General features: G+C 68.7%; 10 protein-coding genes, 2 rRNA genes and 2 pseudogenes (1 of these 14 only partly in view). 5 read left to right on the top strand and 9 right to left on the bottom strand.

From position 1 onward, the window contains the following. Positions 1–1,395 (top strand): 23S ribosomal RNA (locus tag ACFC96_RS08655) (it extends 1,370 nt beyond the left edge of the window). 89 nt (positions 1,396–1,484) lie between these two features. Continuing rightward, positions 1,485–1,601: ribosomal RNA gene (gene rrf / locus ACFC96_RS08650) — 5S ribosomal RNA — on the top strand. A gap of 92 nt (positions 1,602–1,693) precedes the next feature. Here the strand turns inward: rrf and ACFC96_RS08645 are convergent. Beyond that, a pseudogene (locus ACFC96_RS08645) lies at positions 1,694–1,806 on the bottom strand (DNA-binding response regulator); the annotation flags it as partial. Positions 1,807–2,051: 245 nt separating this feature from the next. Continuing rightward, positions 2,052–2,165 (bottom strand): annotated as a pseudogene (locus ACFC96_RS08640) (hypothetical protein); the annotation flags it as partial. Positions 2,166–2,720: 555 nt separating this feature from the next. On the opposite strand from ACFC96_RS08640, the gene ACFC96_RS08635 reads away from it, so the two are divergent. Then, on the top strand, positions 2,721–3,278 hold the full coding sequence (locus ACFC96_RS08635) for a GNAT family N-acetyltransferase (protein ID WP_376610946.1): 558 nt from the start codon (positions 2,721–2,723) through the stop codon (positions 3,276–3,278). Between the two features lie 6 nt (positions 3,279–3,284). Here the strand turns inward: ACFC96_RS08635 and ACFC96_RS08630 are convergent, their stop codons facing one another. The 6 genes from ACFC96_RS08630 to ACFC96_RS08605 all read right to left on the bottom strand — a co-directional run bounded on the left by ACFC96_RS08630 (position 3,285) and on the right by ACFC96_RS08605 (position 10,424). Beyond that, on the bottom strand, positions 3,285–4,799 hold the full coding sequence (locus ACFC96_RS08630; protein ID WP_376610982.1) for a TraM recognition domain-containing protein: 1,515 nt from the start codon (positions 4,797–4,799) through the stop codon (positions 3,285–3,287). A 43-nt stretch (positions 4,800–4,842) separates the two neighbouring features. After that, positions 4,843–6,273 (bottom strand): ATP-binding protein, encoded by a 1,431-nt coding sequence (locus ACFC96_RS08625; protein ID WP_376260741.1) that lies wholly within the window; start codon positions 6,271–6,273, stop codon positions 4,843–4,845. 15 nt (positions 6,274–6,288) lie between these two features. Next, positions 6,289–7,848 (bottom strand): SCO6880 family protein, encoded by a 1,560-nt coding sequence (locus ACFC96_RS08620; protein WP_376260740.1) that lies wholly within the window; start codon positions 7,846–7,848, stop codon positions 6,289–6,291. Then, positions 7,845–9,179, bottom strand: a complete 1,335-nt coding sequence (locus tag ACFC96_RS08615) for a hypothetical protein (protein WP_376610944.1) — start codon at positions 9,177–9,179, stop codon at positions 7,845–7,847. The genes ACFC96_RS08620 and ACFC96_RS08615 overlap by 4 nt, the downstream gene beginning before the upstream one ends. Beyond that, the gene (locus tag ACFC96_RS08610) at positions 9,169–9,972 is read right to left on the bottom strand and encodes a hypothetical protein (RefSeq protein WP_376610943.1); all 804 of its coding nucleotides are present in this window, start codon (positions 9,970–9,972) and stop codon (positions 9,169–9,171) included. The genes ACFC96_RS08615 and ACFC96_RS08610 overlap by 11 nt, the downstream gene beginning before the upstream one ends. Positions 9,973–10,115: 143 nt before the next feature. Next, positions 10,116–10,424 (bottom strand): hypothetical protein, encoded by a 309-nt coding sequence (locus ACFC96_RS08605; protein WP_116512240.1) that lies wholly within the window; start codon positions 10,422–10,424, stop codon positions 10,116–10,118. Between the two features lie 1,388 nt (positions 10,425–11,812). Here ACFC96_RS08605 and ACFC96_RS08600 point away from each other — a divergent pair. Continuing rightward, positions 11,813–12,835, top strand: a complete 1,023-nt coding sequence (locus ACFC96_RS08600) for an NlpC/P60 family protein (RefSeq protein ID WP_376260734.1) — start codon at positions 11,813–11,815, stop codon at positions 12,833–12,835. 235 nt (positions 12,836–13,070) lie between these two features. Continuing rightward, a complete protein-coding gene (locus ACFC96_RS08595; RefSeq protein WP_376610941.1) occupies positions 13,071–13,790 on the top strand; it encodes a phosphatase PAP2 family protein in 720 nt (239 codons plus the stop codon). Positions 13,791–14,141: 351 nt separating this feature from the next. On the opposite strand, the gene ACFC96_RS08590 is transcribed toward ACFC96_RS08595, so the two are convergent. Continuing rightward, on the bottom strand, positions 14,142–15,710 hold the full coding sequence (locus tag ACFC96_RS08590; protein WP_376610939.1) for an FAD-binding oxidoreductase: 1,569 nt from the start codon (positions 15,708–15,710) through the stop codon (positions 14,142–14,144). Positions 15,711–15,724 lie beyond the last annotated feature (14 nt).

Below are 15,724 nucleotides of genomic sequence, written 5' to 3'. Positions count from 1 at the left end.
GGCTGAGACCTGATGCCGAGCCGATTGTGGTGAAGTGGATGATCCTATGCTGTCGAGAAAAGCCTCTAGCGAGTTTCATGGCGGCCCGTACCCTAAACCGACTCAGGTGGTCAGGTAGAGAATACCGAGGCGTTCGGGTGAACTATGGTTAAGGAACTCGGCAAAATGCCCCCGTAACTTCGGGAGAAGGGGGGCCATCACTGGTGAGAGGACTTGCTCCTCGAGCTGGGGGTGGCCGCAGAGACCAGCGAGAAGCGACTGTTTACTAAAAACACAGGTCCGTGCGAAGCCGTAAGGCGATGTATACGGACTGACGCCTGCCCGGTGCTGGAACGTTAAGGGGACCGGTTAGTGCACTTTCGGGTGTGCGAAGCTGAGAACTTAAGCGCCAGTAAACGGCGGTGGTAACTATAACCATCCTAAGGTAGCGAAATTCCTTGTCGGGTAAGTTCCGACCTGCACGAATGGCGTAACGACTTCTCGACTGTCTCAACCATAGGCCCGGTGAAATTGCACTACGAGTAAAGATGCTCGTTTCGCGCAGCAGGACGGAAAGACCCCGGGACCTTTACTACAGTTTGATATTGGTGTTCGGTTCGGCTTGTGTAGGATAGGTGGGAGACTTTGAAGCGGCCACGCCAGTGGTTGTGGAGTCGTCGTTGAAATACCACTCTGGTCGTGCTGGATGTCTAACCTGGGTCCGTGATCCGGATCAGGGACAGTGTCTGATGGGTAGTTTAACTGGGGCGGTTGCCTCCTAAAGAGTAACGGAGGCGCCCAAAGGTTCCCTCAGCCTGGTTGGTAATCAGGTGTTGAGTGTAAGTGCACAAGGGAGCTTGACTGTGAGACCGACGGGTCGAGCAGGGACGAAAGTCGGGACTAGTGATCCGGCGGTGGCTTGTGGAAGCGCCGTCGCTCAACGGATAAAAGGTACCCCGGGGATAACAGGCTGATCTTCCCCAAGAGTCCATATCGACGGGATGGTTTGGCACCTCGATGTCGGCTCGTCGCATCCTGGGGCTGGAGTCGGTCCCAAGGGTTGGGCTGTTCGCCCATTAAAGCGGTACGCGAGCTGGGTTTAGAACGTCGTGAGACAGTTCGGTCCCTATCCGCTGTGCGCGTAGGAATATTGAGAAGGGCTGTCCCTAGTACGAGAGGACCGGGACGGACGAACCTCTGGTGTGCCAGTTGTCCTGCCAAGGGCATGGCTGGTTGGCTACGTTCGGAAAGGATAACCGCTGAAAGCATCTAAGCGGGAAGCCTGCTTCGAGATGAGTATTCCCACCCCCTTTGAGGGGTTAAGGCTCCCAGTAGACGACTGGGTTGATAGGCCAGATCTGGAAGCCCGGTAACGGGTGGAGGTGACTGGTACTAATAGGCCGAGGGCTTGTCCTCAGTTGCTCGCGTCCACTGTGTTGGTTCTGAAACCACGAACAACCCCGCGTTTGTCACAGAGCGTGGTGCGGTTGACAGTTTCATAGTGTTTCGGTGGTCATAGCGTGAGGGAAACGCCCGGTTACATTCCGAACCCGGAAGCTAAGCCTCACAGCGCCGATGGTACTGCAGGGGGGACCCTGTGGGAGAGTAGGACGCCGCCGAACTATTTTTGATAAAAAGCCTCGTTCCCCGAGTGAAAACTCGGGGAACGAGGCTTTTTTGTGTTCAGGCGCATTCGGATTCACGCCGGCTCCACGACGAGGAATCCGGATGCTTCCGCACGCAGGCCGTCGTACGCGTACTTGTCGAGGTCGAACGTCGTGAGGATCAGGACCCGGGTGCGTCGCCGGACGCGACGATGCGGCGTGCTTGAGCGTGTTGGTGCGCGCCTCCTGCACGAACCGATACACCGTCAGTTCCTTGCCGGGAGCGAGCGAGCCGGGTCGGCCGCGCAGGGCGAGACGTACGGGCAGGCCCGCCGCGCGGACCCTGTCGACGAGCCGGTCCAGGTTCGTGAGTGCCGACTGGGGCGCCAACTCGGCTGCGGGCATGGTCTCTTGGCGCAGTACCTCGAGAAGGCGGCGCAGTTCCGTGAGGGCTTGGCGGCTCGTCGTGGCGATGGCCTCCGGTGCCTGTCCCGTGCGTTCGGGGTTCTTGGCCGCCGCGTAGGCGCCTCCGTCGGCCAGACCCGTGATGACGGAGAGGTTGTGGCCGATGATGTCGTGCATCTCGCCGGCGATGCGCGTGCGTTCCGCCGCAGCGGCGAGCTGGGCCTGCTGGTCGCGCTCGCCTCGAGTCGGTGGGCGCGCTCGACGAGAAACGATGTGTACTCCCGACGGCTGCGGACCGCGATGCCGAGCGGCGCCACGAAGGTGATCGCCCACACCTGCGGGACGATCCGCTGGTCCCAACCGCCCTTCGGATGGCGGACGACGCCCACGACGACCGGCACCAGGGTCAGCGCGCAGGCGGCCGGGAGCAGTTTCGGCGGGCGGCGCAGGGCGACGTTGAACACGGCGGCGAGCTGGAGCAGCGCGCCGGTCCAGATGGTGACGGCGCCGGCCGCCACCATCACCGCGAGTGCCGTCATCGGCCGTGTGCGTCGCCACAGCAGTGGCACCGTCGGCGCGAGGCTCAGGCACAGTCCTGCGGACCCGGTACGTCGGTGCTGGGGGCGATGTTCCGAAGGCGGGGGGACGGGCGGGGGCGGGGCGTCCGACCGTGGTTCGGAGCTGCCGAAATGCTGTAGTACCCCGGTCCGACGGTCCCGTAGGGTCCGCCCCATGGAGCCTGCCGAGAAGTACGTCGTCCGTCCTGTCCGGTCGCAGGAGTGGGAGGCGGTGCGGGAGATCCGGCTCGCCGCCCTGCGCGATCCGGCGGCGCCGATCGCCTTCCTGGAGACGTACGAGACCGCGGTCGCGCGGCCCGAGGAGTTCTGGCGGGACCGGGCCGGACGCTTCGAACTCGACGGTTCCGGGAACCAGTTCGTCGCCGAGGGAGCGGACGGCCGGTGGTGGGGGACCGTGACCGTACGGGTGGAGGAGGCCGGGGCGCCGCTCGCGTTCGGCGACACGAGCGACGTGCGGCAGGCCCATCTCGTCGGCGTGTACGTGCGGCCCGAGTGCCGGGGGAGCGGCGTGAGCGAGGCGCTGTTCCTGGCGGCCGTGAAGTGGGCGCGTTCGCTGGAGGGCCTGGAGCGGGTGCGGCTGTACGTGCACCAGGACAACGCGCGGGCGCAGGCGTTCTACCGGCGGTTCGGCTTCCGTCGCAGCGGGGCGAGCGTGGCGGTGCCGGGCGACCCGTCGAAGGTCGAGTACGAGATGGTGCTGGAGCGGCCGTGACAAGCCTTACGGGGCCGGGAGTTCGGCGTGCGGCCAGCGGGCTCGGCCCTGCTCCCGGGACCGGAGGAGGGCCAGGGTCGGCAGACCCCGGTCCGCTCCGGTGGACAGCAGCTCCGGCAGCTGGGGAAGCGGAGCCACCGCGGCGACGTCGTCGAGGACGAGCGTCATTGGTGGGTCGAGCCGACCGGCTGATGACCGTTCGGCCATGCGCCGGCCGTGCTCGACCACGCTTGAGGCGAGGGCCGTGAGGAGGGGCATCGCCCCCGGGTCCGCCTTGGGATCCTCGATGGCTTCACCCACCACATAAAGCGTGCCCCCTTCGTTCGCAAAGGAATCCAGGGTGAGCGCATCAGTTCGGTTTGGGGTGCACGCCTCGCGGATGTGGACGGAGAACAGTGAGGACAGTGCGCGGGCCGTCAACTCCTGTGCCATGTCCCGGCGTTCGGGATGCGAGGTGAGCGCTGCCTCCAGCTCGCCCGCGGAGCCGGCCGCCGCCTTCGGGCTCGTACGCAGGATGCGTACGGCCTCCTGGACCTGGGTGCCCTGTGCCCAGCGGTGCACGTGCCGGAACGGCTTCGTGTCCACGGCGGCGGCGTGCAGAAAGCTGCGCAGCAGCGTCTCCGCCGTGTCGGCGGTGGCCGCGTCGAGTCTGGCGGTGGGCCGGATCGGGGCGAGGAGGGCGGCAGCCCGGGAGGCGGCCGTGGGCTTGTCCTCGCAGCCCTGCGCCGGGTTCCAGTGGAGGCGGGCCGGGGTGTCGCACAGGTGGGTGGGGTCGTAGACGAGGACGGGACCGAGCTTCGACCGGGCGTCCTTGGTCTCCGCCCAGACACTCGCCGACGACGTGACGACGAGGACGGGCCCCTCGGCGTCCCTGATCGCCTGAATGGCCCGGGGAGCGCGGGTCTCGGCGGGCCCGAGGACGACGGGCCCGCGAGGGGCGGGGACGGTCGAGGGGGCGGCCGGGGCGGCGGGACTCTCGTGACGCTCCTGCTTCTCGTGGTGCTCCTGGGGCTCCGGCCCGGCTGCCGGGACCTCGGAGACCGCGGCCCGGGGAACGGGGGCGGCCGCAGGCGCCGGCTCGATCGAAGAAGCGACGGCCGCCTCCGCGCGGCCCCTCCGCCGTACGGCCCGCCACCGCGCCACCGTCCCCGCGACGAACACCGCGAGCACGATCAGCACGAGGACCTGGCCGATGAACAGGCCCCAGAACAGCCCGTACCCGGAGAGCTGCCCGGCCGGGGTGTCCGGCCACGCGCCCGGCAGGTCGTGCGGGCGGCCGATGAGGGAGCGCATCGCCACCGGCGTGTGGCGGACCGTCACGCCGTCCGGCCAGGAGCCTTTGGAGAACAGGCCCGACAGGCCCGTCGCCGTCCACACCATGACGGTCATGCCGAGCAGGAACGCGAGCACGCCGAGGAGCAGCCCGTCGGGAACGCCGCGTTGCCGTTCCCGCGGGACCGGGCCGCCCCGGCCCCGGTCCCCGTACCTGTCGTCCTGCTCGTAGGCGTCGTGCCGCCGCATGCCGCTCTCGCTCTCGCCGAGCCCCACCAGTAATTCCCGGACCTCAGGCCACCGTCGACTCCGACGAGTCCTTCAGCCGGTCGCCCATGTGCTGTTCCACGAAGGCGGCCGCCCGCTCCTCCGCCTCCAGGTCGGCGGCGCGCATGGCGTCGTCGTCGCCGAGCGCCTCGGCGGAGGACTCCGTCATGGCCCGGTCGGTGAAGACCAGGGGCCGTTCCGTCTCGGTGATGAGGTGCTTCACGACCTGGACGTTCCCGTTCACGTCCCAGACCGCGATGCCCGGGGTCAGCGAGGGGATGATCTCCACGGCCCAGCGTGGCAGGCCGAGTACGAGACCGGTGGCCCGTGCCTCGTCGGCCTTCTGGGCGTAGATGGTCCTGGTCGAGGCCATCTTCAGGATCGCGGCCGCCTCCTTGGCCGCGGCCCCGTCGACCACGTCACTGAGGTGGTGGACGACGGCCACGAACGACAGACCGAGGCGCCGGCCGAACTTCAGGAGCCGCTGGAACAGCTGCGCCACGAACGGTGAGTTGATGATGTGCCACGCCTCCTCCACCAGGAAGATGCGCTTCTTGCGGTCCGGCCGGATCCAGGTGTGCTCCAGCCACACACCCACGATCGCCATCAGGATCGGCATGGCGATGGAGTTGCGGTCGATGTGGGACAGGTCGAAGACGATCAGCGGGGCGTCGAGGTCGATACCGACCGTGGTCGGACCGTCGAACATGCCGCGCAGGTCACCGTCCACGAGACGGTCGATGACCAGGGCGACGTCAAGTCCCCACGCCCGTACGTCGTCTATGGCCACGTTCATCGCTTCCGCCGACTCGGGTTCCGGGTGGCGGAGCTGCTCGACGATGTCGGTCAGGACGGGCTGGCGCTCGACGATGGTCTCGTTGACGTAGGCGTGCGCGACCTTGAGGGCGAAGCCCGAGCGCTCGTCGAGGCCGTGCCCCATGGCGACCTCGATGATCGTCCGGAGCAGGGCGAGCTGCCCGGTCGTCGTGATCGCCGGGTCGAGCGGGTTGAGCCGGATCCCCATGTCCAGAGCGGCCGTCGGGTCCAGCCGGATAGGAGTTATGCCCAGCTCCTGGGCGATGAGGTTCCACTCGCCGACCCCGTCCTCACCCTGCGCGTCGAGGACGACGACCTGGCGGTCCCTGAACCTCAGCTGCCGCAGGACGTACGTCTTCTCCAGCGCGGACTTGCCGTTGCCGGACTCGCCGAGGACCAGCCAGTGCGGGGCGGGCAGCTGCTGCCCGTACAGCTGGAAGGGGTCGTAGATGTAGCCCTTGCCGGAGTACACCTCGCGGCCGATGATGACGCCCGAGTCGCCGAGGCCGGGGGCGGCCGTCGGCAGGTAGACCGCCTGAGCCTGCCCCGTCGACGTACGGACCGGAAGCCGGGTCGTCTCCACCTTCCCGAACAGGAAGGAGGTGAAGGCGTCCGTGGCCATGGACAGCGGATCCCGCATCTCAGAGCCCTGCCTCTACCGTCGGATGCCGGTCGCGAACGGCAATGTGTTGACGAAGGCCCTGTGGTGCTCGCGGTCGCACCACTCCAGCTTCAGATAGGACTTGCCGGCGGAGGCGCGGATCGTGCGCTTGTCGCGCGCGAGGCTCTCCGGTGAGCGGGAGGAGACGGTGATGTAACCGACGAGGTTGACCCCGGCCGCGCCGCTGGCGAGGTCCTGGCCGCGCTGGTCGAGACGGGTGTTCGCGGCGACATCACGCGGGTCCACGGTCCGGTTCATCTTGGCGGCGCGGCTGGCCTCCGCCTCGTCGTTCGTCTTCTCCGTGAGCATCCGCTCGATGGCGACCTCGGTGGGTTCCAGGTCCATCGTGACGGCCACGGTGCGGATGACGTCGGGGGTGTGGACGAGGAGCGGCGCCAGGAAGTTCACGCCGACCGGCGTCATCGGCCACTCCTTCACCCAGGCGGTGGCGTGGCACCAGGGCGCGCGCGTCGACGACTCGCGCGTCTTGGCCTGGAGGTAGGTCGGCTCCATCGCGTCGAGTTCAGCCGGCCAGGCATTGCGCTTGGTCATGGCCTGGATGTGGTCGATCGGATGGTCCGGGTCGTACATGGAGTGCACGAGCGAGGCGAGCCGCCCCTGCCCGAGCGGCTGCCGCACCCGGATGTCGGCCTCCTGAAGGCGCGAGCAGATGTCGGTCAGCTCGCGCGCCATGACGACCGCGAGCCCGGCGTCCCGGTCGACCTTGCGGCCGCTGTGGGGACGGGCCGCGCGGGCCATGGCGTGCGCCTCGGCGGCCAGCTCGCGGGTGTAGTGCATGCAGGCCACGAGGTAGGCGCGGTGCTGCTCGCTGCTCGTCGACACCATCGACTGGAGCTGGTCGTACGACTGCTGCAGCCAGCCCGGCGCACGGTCGTCGCCGCGCACGGCGACGTCCTTGGCGTGCGCGTCAGGATCGGCGGGGAGCGTACGGGCGAGCATCTGGAGCCGCGTGACGAAGCCGTCCCCATTGGCGACGTGCTTCAGGAGCGTCCCGAACCGGTCGACCAGCGCCTCCTGGTCCTCACTGTCCCGCAGCCCGACGCCGGGCCCCTCGATCTCGATCGCGGCCGTCACCGTCCGCCGGTCGGCGTGCAGCAGCACGGCGATCTCGTCCGGCCCGAACGGCGCCGCCAGCCACGTCAGCCGGCCGATGCCGGGCGGCGGCCCGATCTCCACCTCGCGCCCGTCCAGCCGCACGCCCGCGTCCATGGCCCGCGAACGGTACGTCGTACCCCTCTTCAGCTGGCGCTTGTAACTGCGGTTGATCTCGAACCATTTGTAGAAGGTGCGGTGCTTGTACGGGATGTAGACGGCCGCGAGCGCGATCAGCGGGAAGCCCAGGAGCAGCGTGATGCGCAGGGACAGGGCGGGGACGAGGAGCCCGCACATCATGCCCAGGAAAGCGCCCCCGATGATGAGGGCGATCTCGCCGGTCTCGCGGTTCTTGCCGACGATGGCGTTCGGCCGGGCACGGCCGATCAGATACGTACGGCGGGGCGTGACCGATGGGGACACATGGGACTGGGTCGTCAACGCCCTGCACCTCCTTGCCGATTGCTGTTGCCGGTGTTACCGCCGCTGCGCGTACTGCTCGCGTGCGGCGTGCTCGTGGGACTCGTACGGGGCGGAGGTGCGGCGGAGGGGACAGGTCCGCCGCCACCGCCACTGCCCCCGGAGGAGGGGCGTGTGCTGTGTGCGGCCACGCCTCCCGACAGGGGGTTCGCGGGGCGGGCCTGGGACTGGCCGCCACCGCTGCCGCCGCCACCGTCCGCGCGGGCGCTGTGCGTCTTGATGCCCTGCGAGACGAGTGCGGCGGGCGAACTGATGACCGCGGCCGCCTTGCCCTCGGCGCCGCGCATGATGCGGTTGTTACGGCCGTTGGCGATCTCGTCGCCGAAGCCGGGTACGAAGCGGTAGATCATGCCGCTGGCGAAGATCGCGAGCAGCACGATCGCGAGACCGGAGACGACGGCGGCGAGCGAGTCCGGCCCTTCTGACCCGGACAACGCGCCGGCCAACCCGAGCACGATGACGATCACCGGTTTCACCAGGATCACGGCGATCATCACGCCGGCCCAGCGGCGGACGTGACCCCACAGGTTCTTGTCGACGAGCCCCGCGTAGACGACGACCCCGAGCAGCGCGCCGACGTACAGCAGGACGGCCCGCAGATACAGCTCCAGGTACAGCACGCCCGCGGCGAGGATCGACACGAGCGAGACGACGATCAGCATGATCGGCCCGCCCCCTATGTCGTCACCCTTCTTCAGCGCACCGGAGAACGTCCCGAAGAACGCGTCGGTCTGGTCGCCGGTGGCTTTGGCCAGCACGTCCGACACGCCGTCCGTCGCCGATACGACGGTGTAGAGGATCAGCGGCGTGAACGCGGACGCGATGACCGTGAGCCAGAGGAACCCGATGGCCTCGGAGAGGGCGGTGCCGAGGGGGACACCCCGGACGGCCCTCTTGGCCACGGCGAGCAGCCACAGCAGCAACGTGAGAATCGCCGACGCCGCGAACACGATGGCGTACTGCTGAAGGAACTTCGGGTTGGTGAAGTCGACGTTGGCGTTCTGCTTGATGGACTTGCTGAGCATGTCCACGGTCCAGGACGCGGCGTCGGCACAGCCCTTGGCGAGGGAGGAGAGGGGGTCCAGGGGGTTGGTGGTGCCGGGGGGTGTGGCGGGACCACCCCCACTGGACTTTCCGTTGCCGCGTTCGCAGTACTGCTTGGCGGGTCCGACGATGAGGTCGCACTTGTCGTCGCCGGGCGCCGCGTAGGCGCGGGTCGCCAGCAGGACGGCTGCGGTCTGGACGGCTGCTGCGGCGCCGGCGAGCTTCAGCAGAGGGCGACTACCGGGCATAGGTGAACCCTCCGTACTGCTCAACGGCCTTGGCGATCTCGTCGGCCGACGAGATCTTGTTGTCGCCGTTCACAGGGGACGGTCCGTCCTTCTGGGAGAAGCTCTCGACCTTCCAGTCGCCGTCCGTCCAGCGCAGCTTCAGAGTCATCGTGAACCAGTCGTTCGTGACGGGGTTCTTCGTGCTCTCACCAGCTGTGCCGAAGGCACCCGTGCACCAGACCTCAGCGGTCGCCGTGCCGTCCGCGTACGCCGTGGTCCTGGTCCCGACCGGGACGGTCCTCGACACGTACGTCTGGCCTGCCGGAGCGTTGCCGTTCGTGTCCAGTCCGAGACGGCTGAGGAAGTCGGAGGAGTACGCCTTGTCGAACTTGGCCTCCAGCCCGGCGACCTTGTCGCGAACGAAGAGCTGGCTGACGATCTCGGTCCGGCGGTCCGGCTTCAGGATGTCGGCGGAAACCAGAGCCACCGCATAGTTCGCGGCAGCGCTCTGCGCCCCCTGCTTGTCATGGGCGAACCCGGACGCGACCGGCTTCGTCCCCGTAGGGGCGGTCGGAGACGTGTCCGGCTTCTTCGCGTCGCTGTCCGAAGAGGAATCGCCTCGGTTGGCGAAGGCGATCGCCGCGACGAGGAGGACCACCACTCCGACCACCGTGATGAGACTGCGTGACGAAGAGCGGGCAGGTCTGCGCGCAGCGCCCCCGTACACATCGCCCTGCCCTCCGTCGGGCAGGCGCGTGCGGGTCTGGCCTGTGCCGCCGTAGAGGTCGTCGTCGTTGCCGTCGCCCGGACTCATCCCGCGTACGCCCCCTCAGGCTCGTGCTGAACCGCCGCGTACGACGGTAGCCGCGCTGCTTTCCGCGCGGGCGCGGTGTGGTGACTCGACATCAGGGAGTTGCAACCTCAGTGCAGGTGAGACCGGAGCGGGCGGAACAGGGCCTAGATCGCCATGCCGTACACGATGGTGAAGAGCGTGCCGAGTGAGCCGATGATGAATACGCCGGTCAGGCCCGCGATGATGAGGCCCTTGCCCTGCTCGGCGCTGAAGGTGTCGCGCAGGGCCGTCGCGCCGATCCGTTGCTTGGCCGCGCCCCAGATGGCGATGCCCAGACACAGCAGGATCGCCACCGCCATCACGACCTCGACCATCACCTGTGCTTCCTTGCCCAGGTTCTGGAATGGGCCCCAGTCGGGGGCGATCCCGCCGATGATGGTGTCGATGTTGCCCTTGCCGGCTGCCAGCAGCATGTGTAACTCACCGCCCCATGTGGGTAGTTCTGTCGCCCCCGCCGCAGCGCAGAGGTCAGGCCCATTCTTGCCCAGATCGCCGCGGATGCCTGCCGACTTGGCGCCATTCCTTGGCTGAGTTCCAACGTCTTCACAGGGTTGCGTATACGACGGAACGTATGGTCACTCTGTGTATCACGCTGCGTCACTCCGGGCAATGAACGTCAGGTCTGTGCCGTGACCTGGACGGTCACGATTCGTTGGCCACTCACTGGCGGTCACCGGATGCGCCGGAGGCCCTCGGCGAAGGGGTCGAACTCGCCCGCCTGTAAGCCCAGCACGAAGAGTCCCGCTTCGTCGTGGGGCGTGGGCGTCCTTCCCGGCGGCCACCGATGAAAAGCGAATTGGGTGGCTGGGGCCCGTGGGTGGTCACGGGCGGCCTCCGTACGCCGTCCTTTCGTCCGCGGCCAGGCGGGGGCTGACTTTCGCCGCCTGATGTTCGTACGGGGAAGGGGGGTTCCTCATTCGCTCCGACCACCCATGGCCCCCGGCCACCAAGACAAGGCAAGGCAGGGCAAGGCAAAGCCAAAGGCCAAAGACGGCAGCTACGGGGTGGTGGGGAGGGGAGGGCGGGTGGGCTGCTGACTGCTTCGTCGGCGGGACGGGAGCAATTCCCGAAACTGATGCGGACTGGACCGAACCGGCGCGCGCTGGAGCGGAATGACCCTAATCTGCCAGTCATTTGAGCTCGGGGACGAGGGCGCTTCCCCTAGCTGGGAATTCGCGGAGGGCGAGGAGGGCGTGCAGTCCGAAGAGGGGCGAGTGGCAGATCTGGGCCACCGTGGGGGTCCCCGCTGACGGGCCGCAGCCGCGAGCGAGACGCACGACGGCCCGGCGTCTGCCGCGAGCGCGGCCCCTCACATGCCGCGAGCGGGACACGCGACCGACCGGCCCGCCCCCGCGCGCTCTTCTTGCTGTTGCTGCCTGCTTTTCGTCTGTTGTCCTTGGTGGGCCGGAGCCCATTGGGGTTGAAGGGCGAAATTGGCCATCCCCAACCCCGTACGAACATCGGCCGACGAAAGTCAGCCCCCACCGAGCCGCGGACGAAAGGACGGCGTACGGAGGCCGCCCGCAACCACCCTGTCACCTCAGCCACCCCATCTGCTTTTGATCGGTGACCCGCACCCGCCCCCCGCCGAACCCGAGCCCCGAACCCGAGCCCCGAACCCCGAACCCCGAAGGCAGAGCGGCGCAGGCGGAGCGGCGAAAGTGTTGGCGCGGCCTCGTGCGCGCCGGTGTGTGTGATTCGGACAATCCGGAGGGTGCGTCTTCGTCATGAGGGTCGGTGAGAACACGGCCCACCTACACTGAGGCCCGGCGTACTACCGGGCTTCGAGGGGCGGTTGACGGTGCGTAAGGCGTGGGTCGTCGGGGGTGCGCTCGCCGCCGGGGGGACCGGTTTCGTGACGCTGCTCGTCGTCGGTACGTTCATGGCCGCCGGCAGTCTCGCGAGCGGGGTCGGCAAGGGGGCCGTGGGGCTCGCCAAGGGCGCCGTGCCGAGTGCGTACCAGTCGATCGTGCAGGAGTGGGGGAATCTCTGCCCCGCGATCAATCCGGCTTTGCTCGCCGCGCAGTTGTATCAGGAGAGCGGGTTCAACCCGAACGCGAAGAGCCCGGCGAAGGCGCTCGGGATAGCGCAGTTCATCCCGGGGACCTGGGCCGCGCACGGGGTCGACGGGGACGGGGACGGGGACCGGGACATCTGGGATCCGAAGGACGCCATTCCGTCCGCGGCCTCGTACGACTGCTCGCTCGCCAAGTACGTGAAGGACGCGCCGGGCAACCAGACCGAGAACATGCTCGCCGCGTACAACGCGGGCGCGTACGCCGTCATCAAGTACGGGGGTGTGCCGCCGTACCGCGAGACGCAGAACTACGTGAAGACGATCACGAACCTGGAGAAGAGCTTCGCGCGGCCGGTCGGCCGGGTGCAGCCGTCGCAGCAGGCGGCGGGCGCCATCTACTACGCGCAGAAGAAGCTCGGGACCGAGTATCTGTGGGGCGGGAACGGGACGGCCGATCAGGGCGGCCGGTTCGACTGCTCGGGGCTGACGCTCGCCGCGTACCGGGAGGTCGGGATCGATCTGCCGCGCGTCGCGAACGACCAGTACAACGCCGGGCCGCATCCCAAGCGGGACGAGCTGCTGCCGGGGGATCTCGTCTTCTTCTCGGACGACCTCACCAACAGCCGTGCGATCCGGCACGTCGGGATCTATGTGGGCGGCGGCTACATGATCGACGCGCCGCGTCCGGGTGCCGTGATCCGGTTCGATCCGGTCGACACACCCGACTATTTCGGGGCGACGCGGGTGACCGAAGATGGTGCGAAAGCGGTGCCGAGTACGAGCCCGGACGGAAACCCCGAAGTGTGACGTGGCCGGAACTCTCCGTCAGAGCCCTGCCCTGAGCTGCGGCTTCGTGTCTCTCTTCGATAACGTCTGCGTGATCATTCGGTGGATTGTGGAACGAAGGAGAGGGGACCGTGCGTTCCTTTTCCTGAGCCGATCGCGGATCGACGAGGACCGCGGATCTATGACCACGGGGGTGGACGAGCGGCGCACGACCGTGTGCGCCCACTGAGCAGCAAGACGAAGGGGCCGCGGCGAGATGGCTGGACTGGCTGGACTCTCGGCACTCGGGGCCTCCGGGTCCAACCCCGACGTCGGTCTGCTCTACGACATCAACGGCCTGGCGAAGGACGCCCCCGGCTGGGTCGACAGCGCCATGGCGTTCGTCGGTGAGTACGGGCTGCTGCTCGCGCTCGTGCTGCTCACGCTGTGGTGCTGGTGGGGCGTGCGGAAGCGGGACTCGCTCGACGACGCCGCCTCGTCCGTCGCCTCCGTCGTGTGGGCGCCGCTCGCCGCCGGGATCGCCGTCCTGGTGAACGTGCCGATCCGCGGTTTCGTCGAACGGCCCAGACCCTTCACCGACCACGACGGCCTCGACGTCCTGGTCAGCGGCAAGACGGACTTCTCCTTCGTCAGCGATCACGCGACGCTCGCCATGGCCATCGGCGCCGGCCTCTTCGTCGCCCACCGGAAGTTCGGGCTCATCGGGCTGGGGCTCGCGGTGGTCGAAGGGTTCTGCCGGGTCTTCATGGGCGTGCACTACCCGACGGACGTCGTCGGCGGATTCGCCCTCGGCACGGCGGTGGCGCTGCTCCTGTCGCCGCTCGCGTCCGCGCTGCTCACCCCGCTGGCGCGCGCCGTCGGCCGGACGTCGCGGCTGCGGTGGCTGGTGTGGTCGCCTAGCGCGGCTTCGCCGGCTCGGGAGACGGTGGAGGTTCCTGAGCCTCGGGAGTCGGAAGAGCGGGACCTGGCCGCTTAGCCTCTTCTGCCGCACGTCGGCACAGGAGGACGGTGCCGCCTGCGGCACCGGCGAGCGCCACGGCGCCGGACGTGACCGCGAGGGAGCCCGCAGCGGGGTGGTCCGAGCCGTCGTCGGTGACGGCGGCGGTCGTGACGCCGAGGGCGAACGCGGCGGCGGCGATCGCGAAGACGGCGGCTATGCGGGGTATCCGGGGCTTGTTCATGGTTCCAGCGGAACGCCGCGCCGTGCTGTGGGCCAGTCGAGGGCGTGTCGGGTGGGCCGTATGTGTGGGCTTACCGCTGGAACGGGTGTGCTTCCGCGCCGTTCCCGGCGCCCTTACGGGGCCGGTGTGGTGCGTCGGGTGAGGGCTCAGAGTGCCTGCGGGAACGTGAAGAAGCGGTTCGGGTCGTACTGCTTCTTGACCGTCGTCAGGCGCGCGGCCGCGTCGCCGTAGTACGCCTTGCGCCAGTCCGTCAGCGTCGGGTCCGTGTAGTTCTGGTACGCCGCCCCCGACGCGTACGGGCGCATCGCCGTGTGGGTGGAATCGAGCCAGCCGCGGGCCGTGGAGCCGGACGTTCCGGCCCGCCAGGACACGATGTACTGCGCGAGCATCCGGGAGCGCCGGTGCACGAAGGCGGTGGCGGTCGGGTCGACGCGGTTGATCGCGCCGCCGAGCGCGGTCAGCGCGATGCTGCCGGCGCCCGAGGTGACGTTCTCCATCTTGGCGAACAGGGCGCGGATGCCGGCCGAGGAGATCGAGCGGTCGAAGAAGTCCGAGCGGGCGGCGTACGTCTCGCGCCCCAGCGCCCCCTGGGTGCTGCGCCCCGGGGTGGTGCCCGGCAGATGGCACATCGCGTCCTCGGCGAACGCCGAGCAGCCCGCGTACACCTCCATCGACTCCCCGTAGGAGCGCCGCTTGAGGGAGACGTTCGACGCGGGGCCGGGGCCGCCGGGGCCGTCGGCGAGGCGGTCGACGGCGTTCTGGAGCTCGCGGTACGTGCCGAGGGAGAACGCGGCGATCGAGATGGTCGGCCGGCCACCCACCGCGTTGGCTATGTGGCAGGACGACCAGATCTCGTCGGGCTGCGAGGGGCCCCATTCCTGCCAGGCCTTGAGGACGGCCGTGGCCTTCGACCACGGCCAGGTCATGTACGCGGAGACGGCCTGCGGGGCGGGGTGCGTGCGGAAGCGGAGCTCGGTGACCACGCCGAAGTTGCCGTTGCCCGCGCCGCGCAGGGCCCAGAACAGGTCCTTGTTCTCGCTCTTGTTCGCGACGACCTGCTTGCCGTCGGCCGTGATCAGCGTGGCCTGGGTGAGACTGTCGCAGGTCAGGCCGTAGGCACGGGAGACGACGCCGTGGCCGCCGCCGAGGGTGAGGCCGGAGACGCCGACGGTGGGGCAGGAGCCGGCCGGGACGGTGACGCCCTTCGCGGCGAGCGCGCGGTACACGTCGATGAGCTTGGCGCCCGCGCCCACCACGGCCTCGCTCCCGGAGGCCCGGACCGCGGAGAGCTTGGACACGTCGAGGATCAGGCGGCCGTCGCCGGACGACCAGCCCGCGTACGAGTGGCCGCCGTTGCGGATCGAGACGGGGACGTGGTGGGCGCGCGCGTAGGCGAGCGTGGTGCGGATGTCGTCGGGGTGGGCGACGTAGGCGACGGCGGTCGGCTTCAGGCTGTCGAAGCGGGTGTTGTAGAGCTGGCGCGCGGCCGCCCACTTGGCCTGGCCGGGGGTGACGAGGGTGCCGTCGAGGTCCTTGGCGAGTGCCGTGAGGTTCGCCGCGGCGGAGACGCTCGCGCTGGTGGTGCGCAGGGGCGTGCCGGTCGTCGCGCCGGGCGTGCTCCGCCCGCCGGCTCCCGCCGCGCCGGTGCTGCATGCCGTGGCCGCGCCCGCCGTGACGGTGGCCGCGCCGACTGCGATGAACGTACGCCGATCCATGGACGCCTCCCGTT

The sequence above is a fragment of the Streptomyces sp. NPDC055955 genome, assembly GCF_042270245.1.
GTDB lineage: Bacteria > Actinomycetota > Actinomycetes > Streptomycetales > Streptomycetaceae > Streptomyces.
This window is presented reverse-complemented; position numbering and strand designations above follow the sequence as displayed.

Bases quoted from the DNA above. Each gene is read 5' to 3' on its own strand.
- ACFC96_RS08635 (WP_376610946.1), top strand. From the start codon at position 2,721: ATGGAGCCTGCCGAGAAGTACGTCGTCCGTCCTGTCCGGTCGCAGGAG.
- ACFC96_RS08615 (WP_376610944.1), bottom strand. From the start codon at position 9,179: ATGCCCGGTAGTCGCCCTCTGCTGAAGCTCGCCGGCGCCGCAGCAGCC.
- ACFC96_RS08605 (WP_116512240.1), bottom strand. From the start codon at position 10,424: ATGCTGCTGGCAGCCGGCAAGGGCAACATCGACACCATCATCGGCGGG.
- ACFC96_RS08630 (WP_376610982.1), bottom strand. From the start codon at position 4,799: ATGCGGCGGCACGACGCCTACGAGCAGGACGACAGGTACGGGGACCGG.
- ACFC96_RS08590 (WP_376610939.1), bottom strand. From the start codon at position 15,710: ATGGATCGGCGTACGTTCATCGCAGTCGGCGCGGCCACCGTCACGGCG.
- ACFC96_RS08595 (WP_376610941.1), top strand. From the start codon at position 13,071: ATGGCTGGACTGGCTGGACTCTCGGCACTCGGGGCCTCCGGGTCCAAC.
- ACFC96_RS08625 (WP_376260741.1), bottom strand. From the start codon at position 6,273: ATGCGGGATCCGCTGTCCATGGCCACGGACGCCTTCACCTCCTTCCTG.
- ACFC96_RS08610 (WP_376610943.1), bottom strand. From the start codon at position 9,972: ATGAGTCCGGGCGACGGCAACGACGACGACCTCTACGGCGGCACAGGC.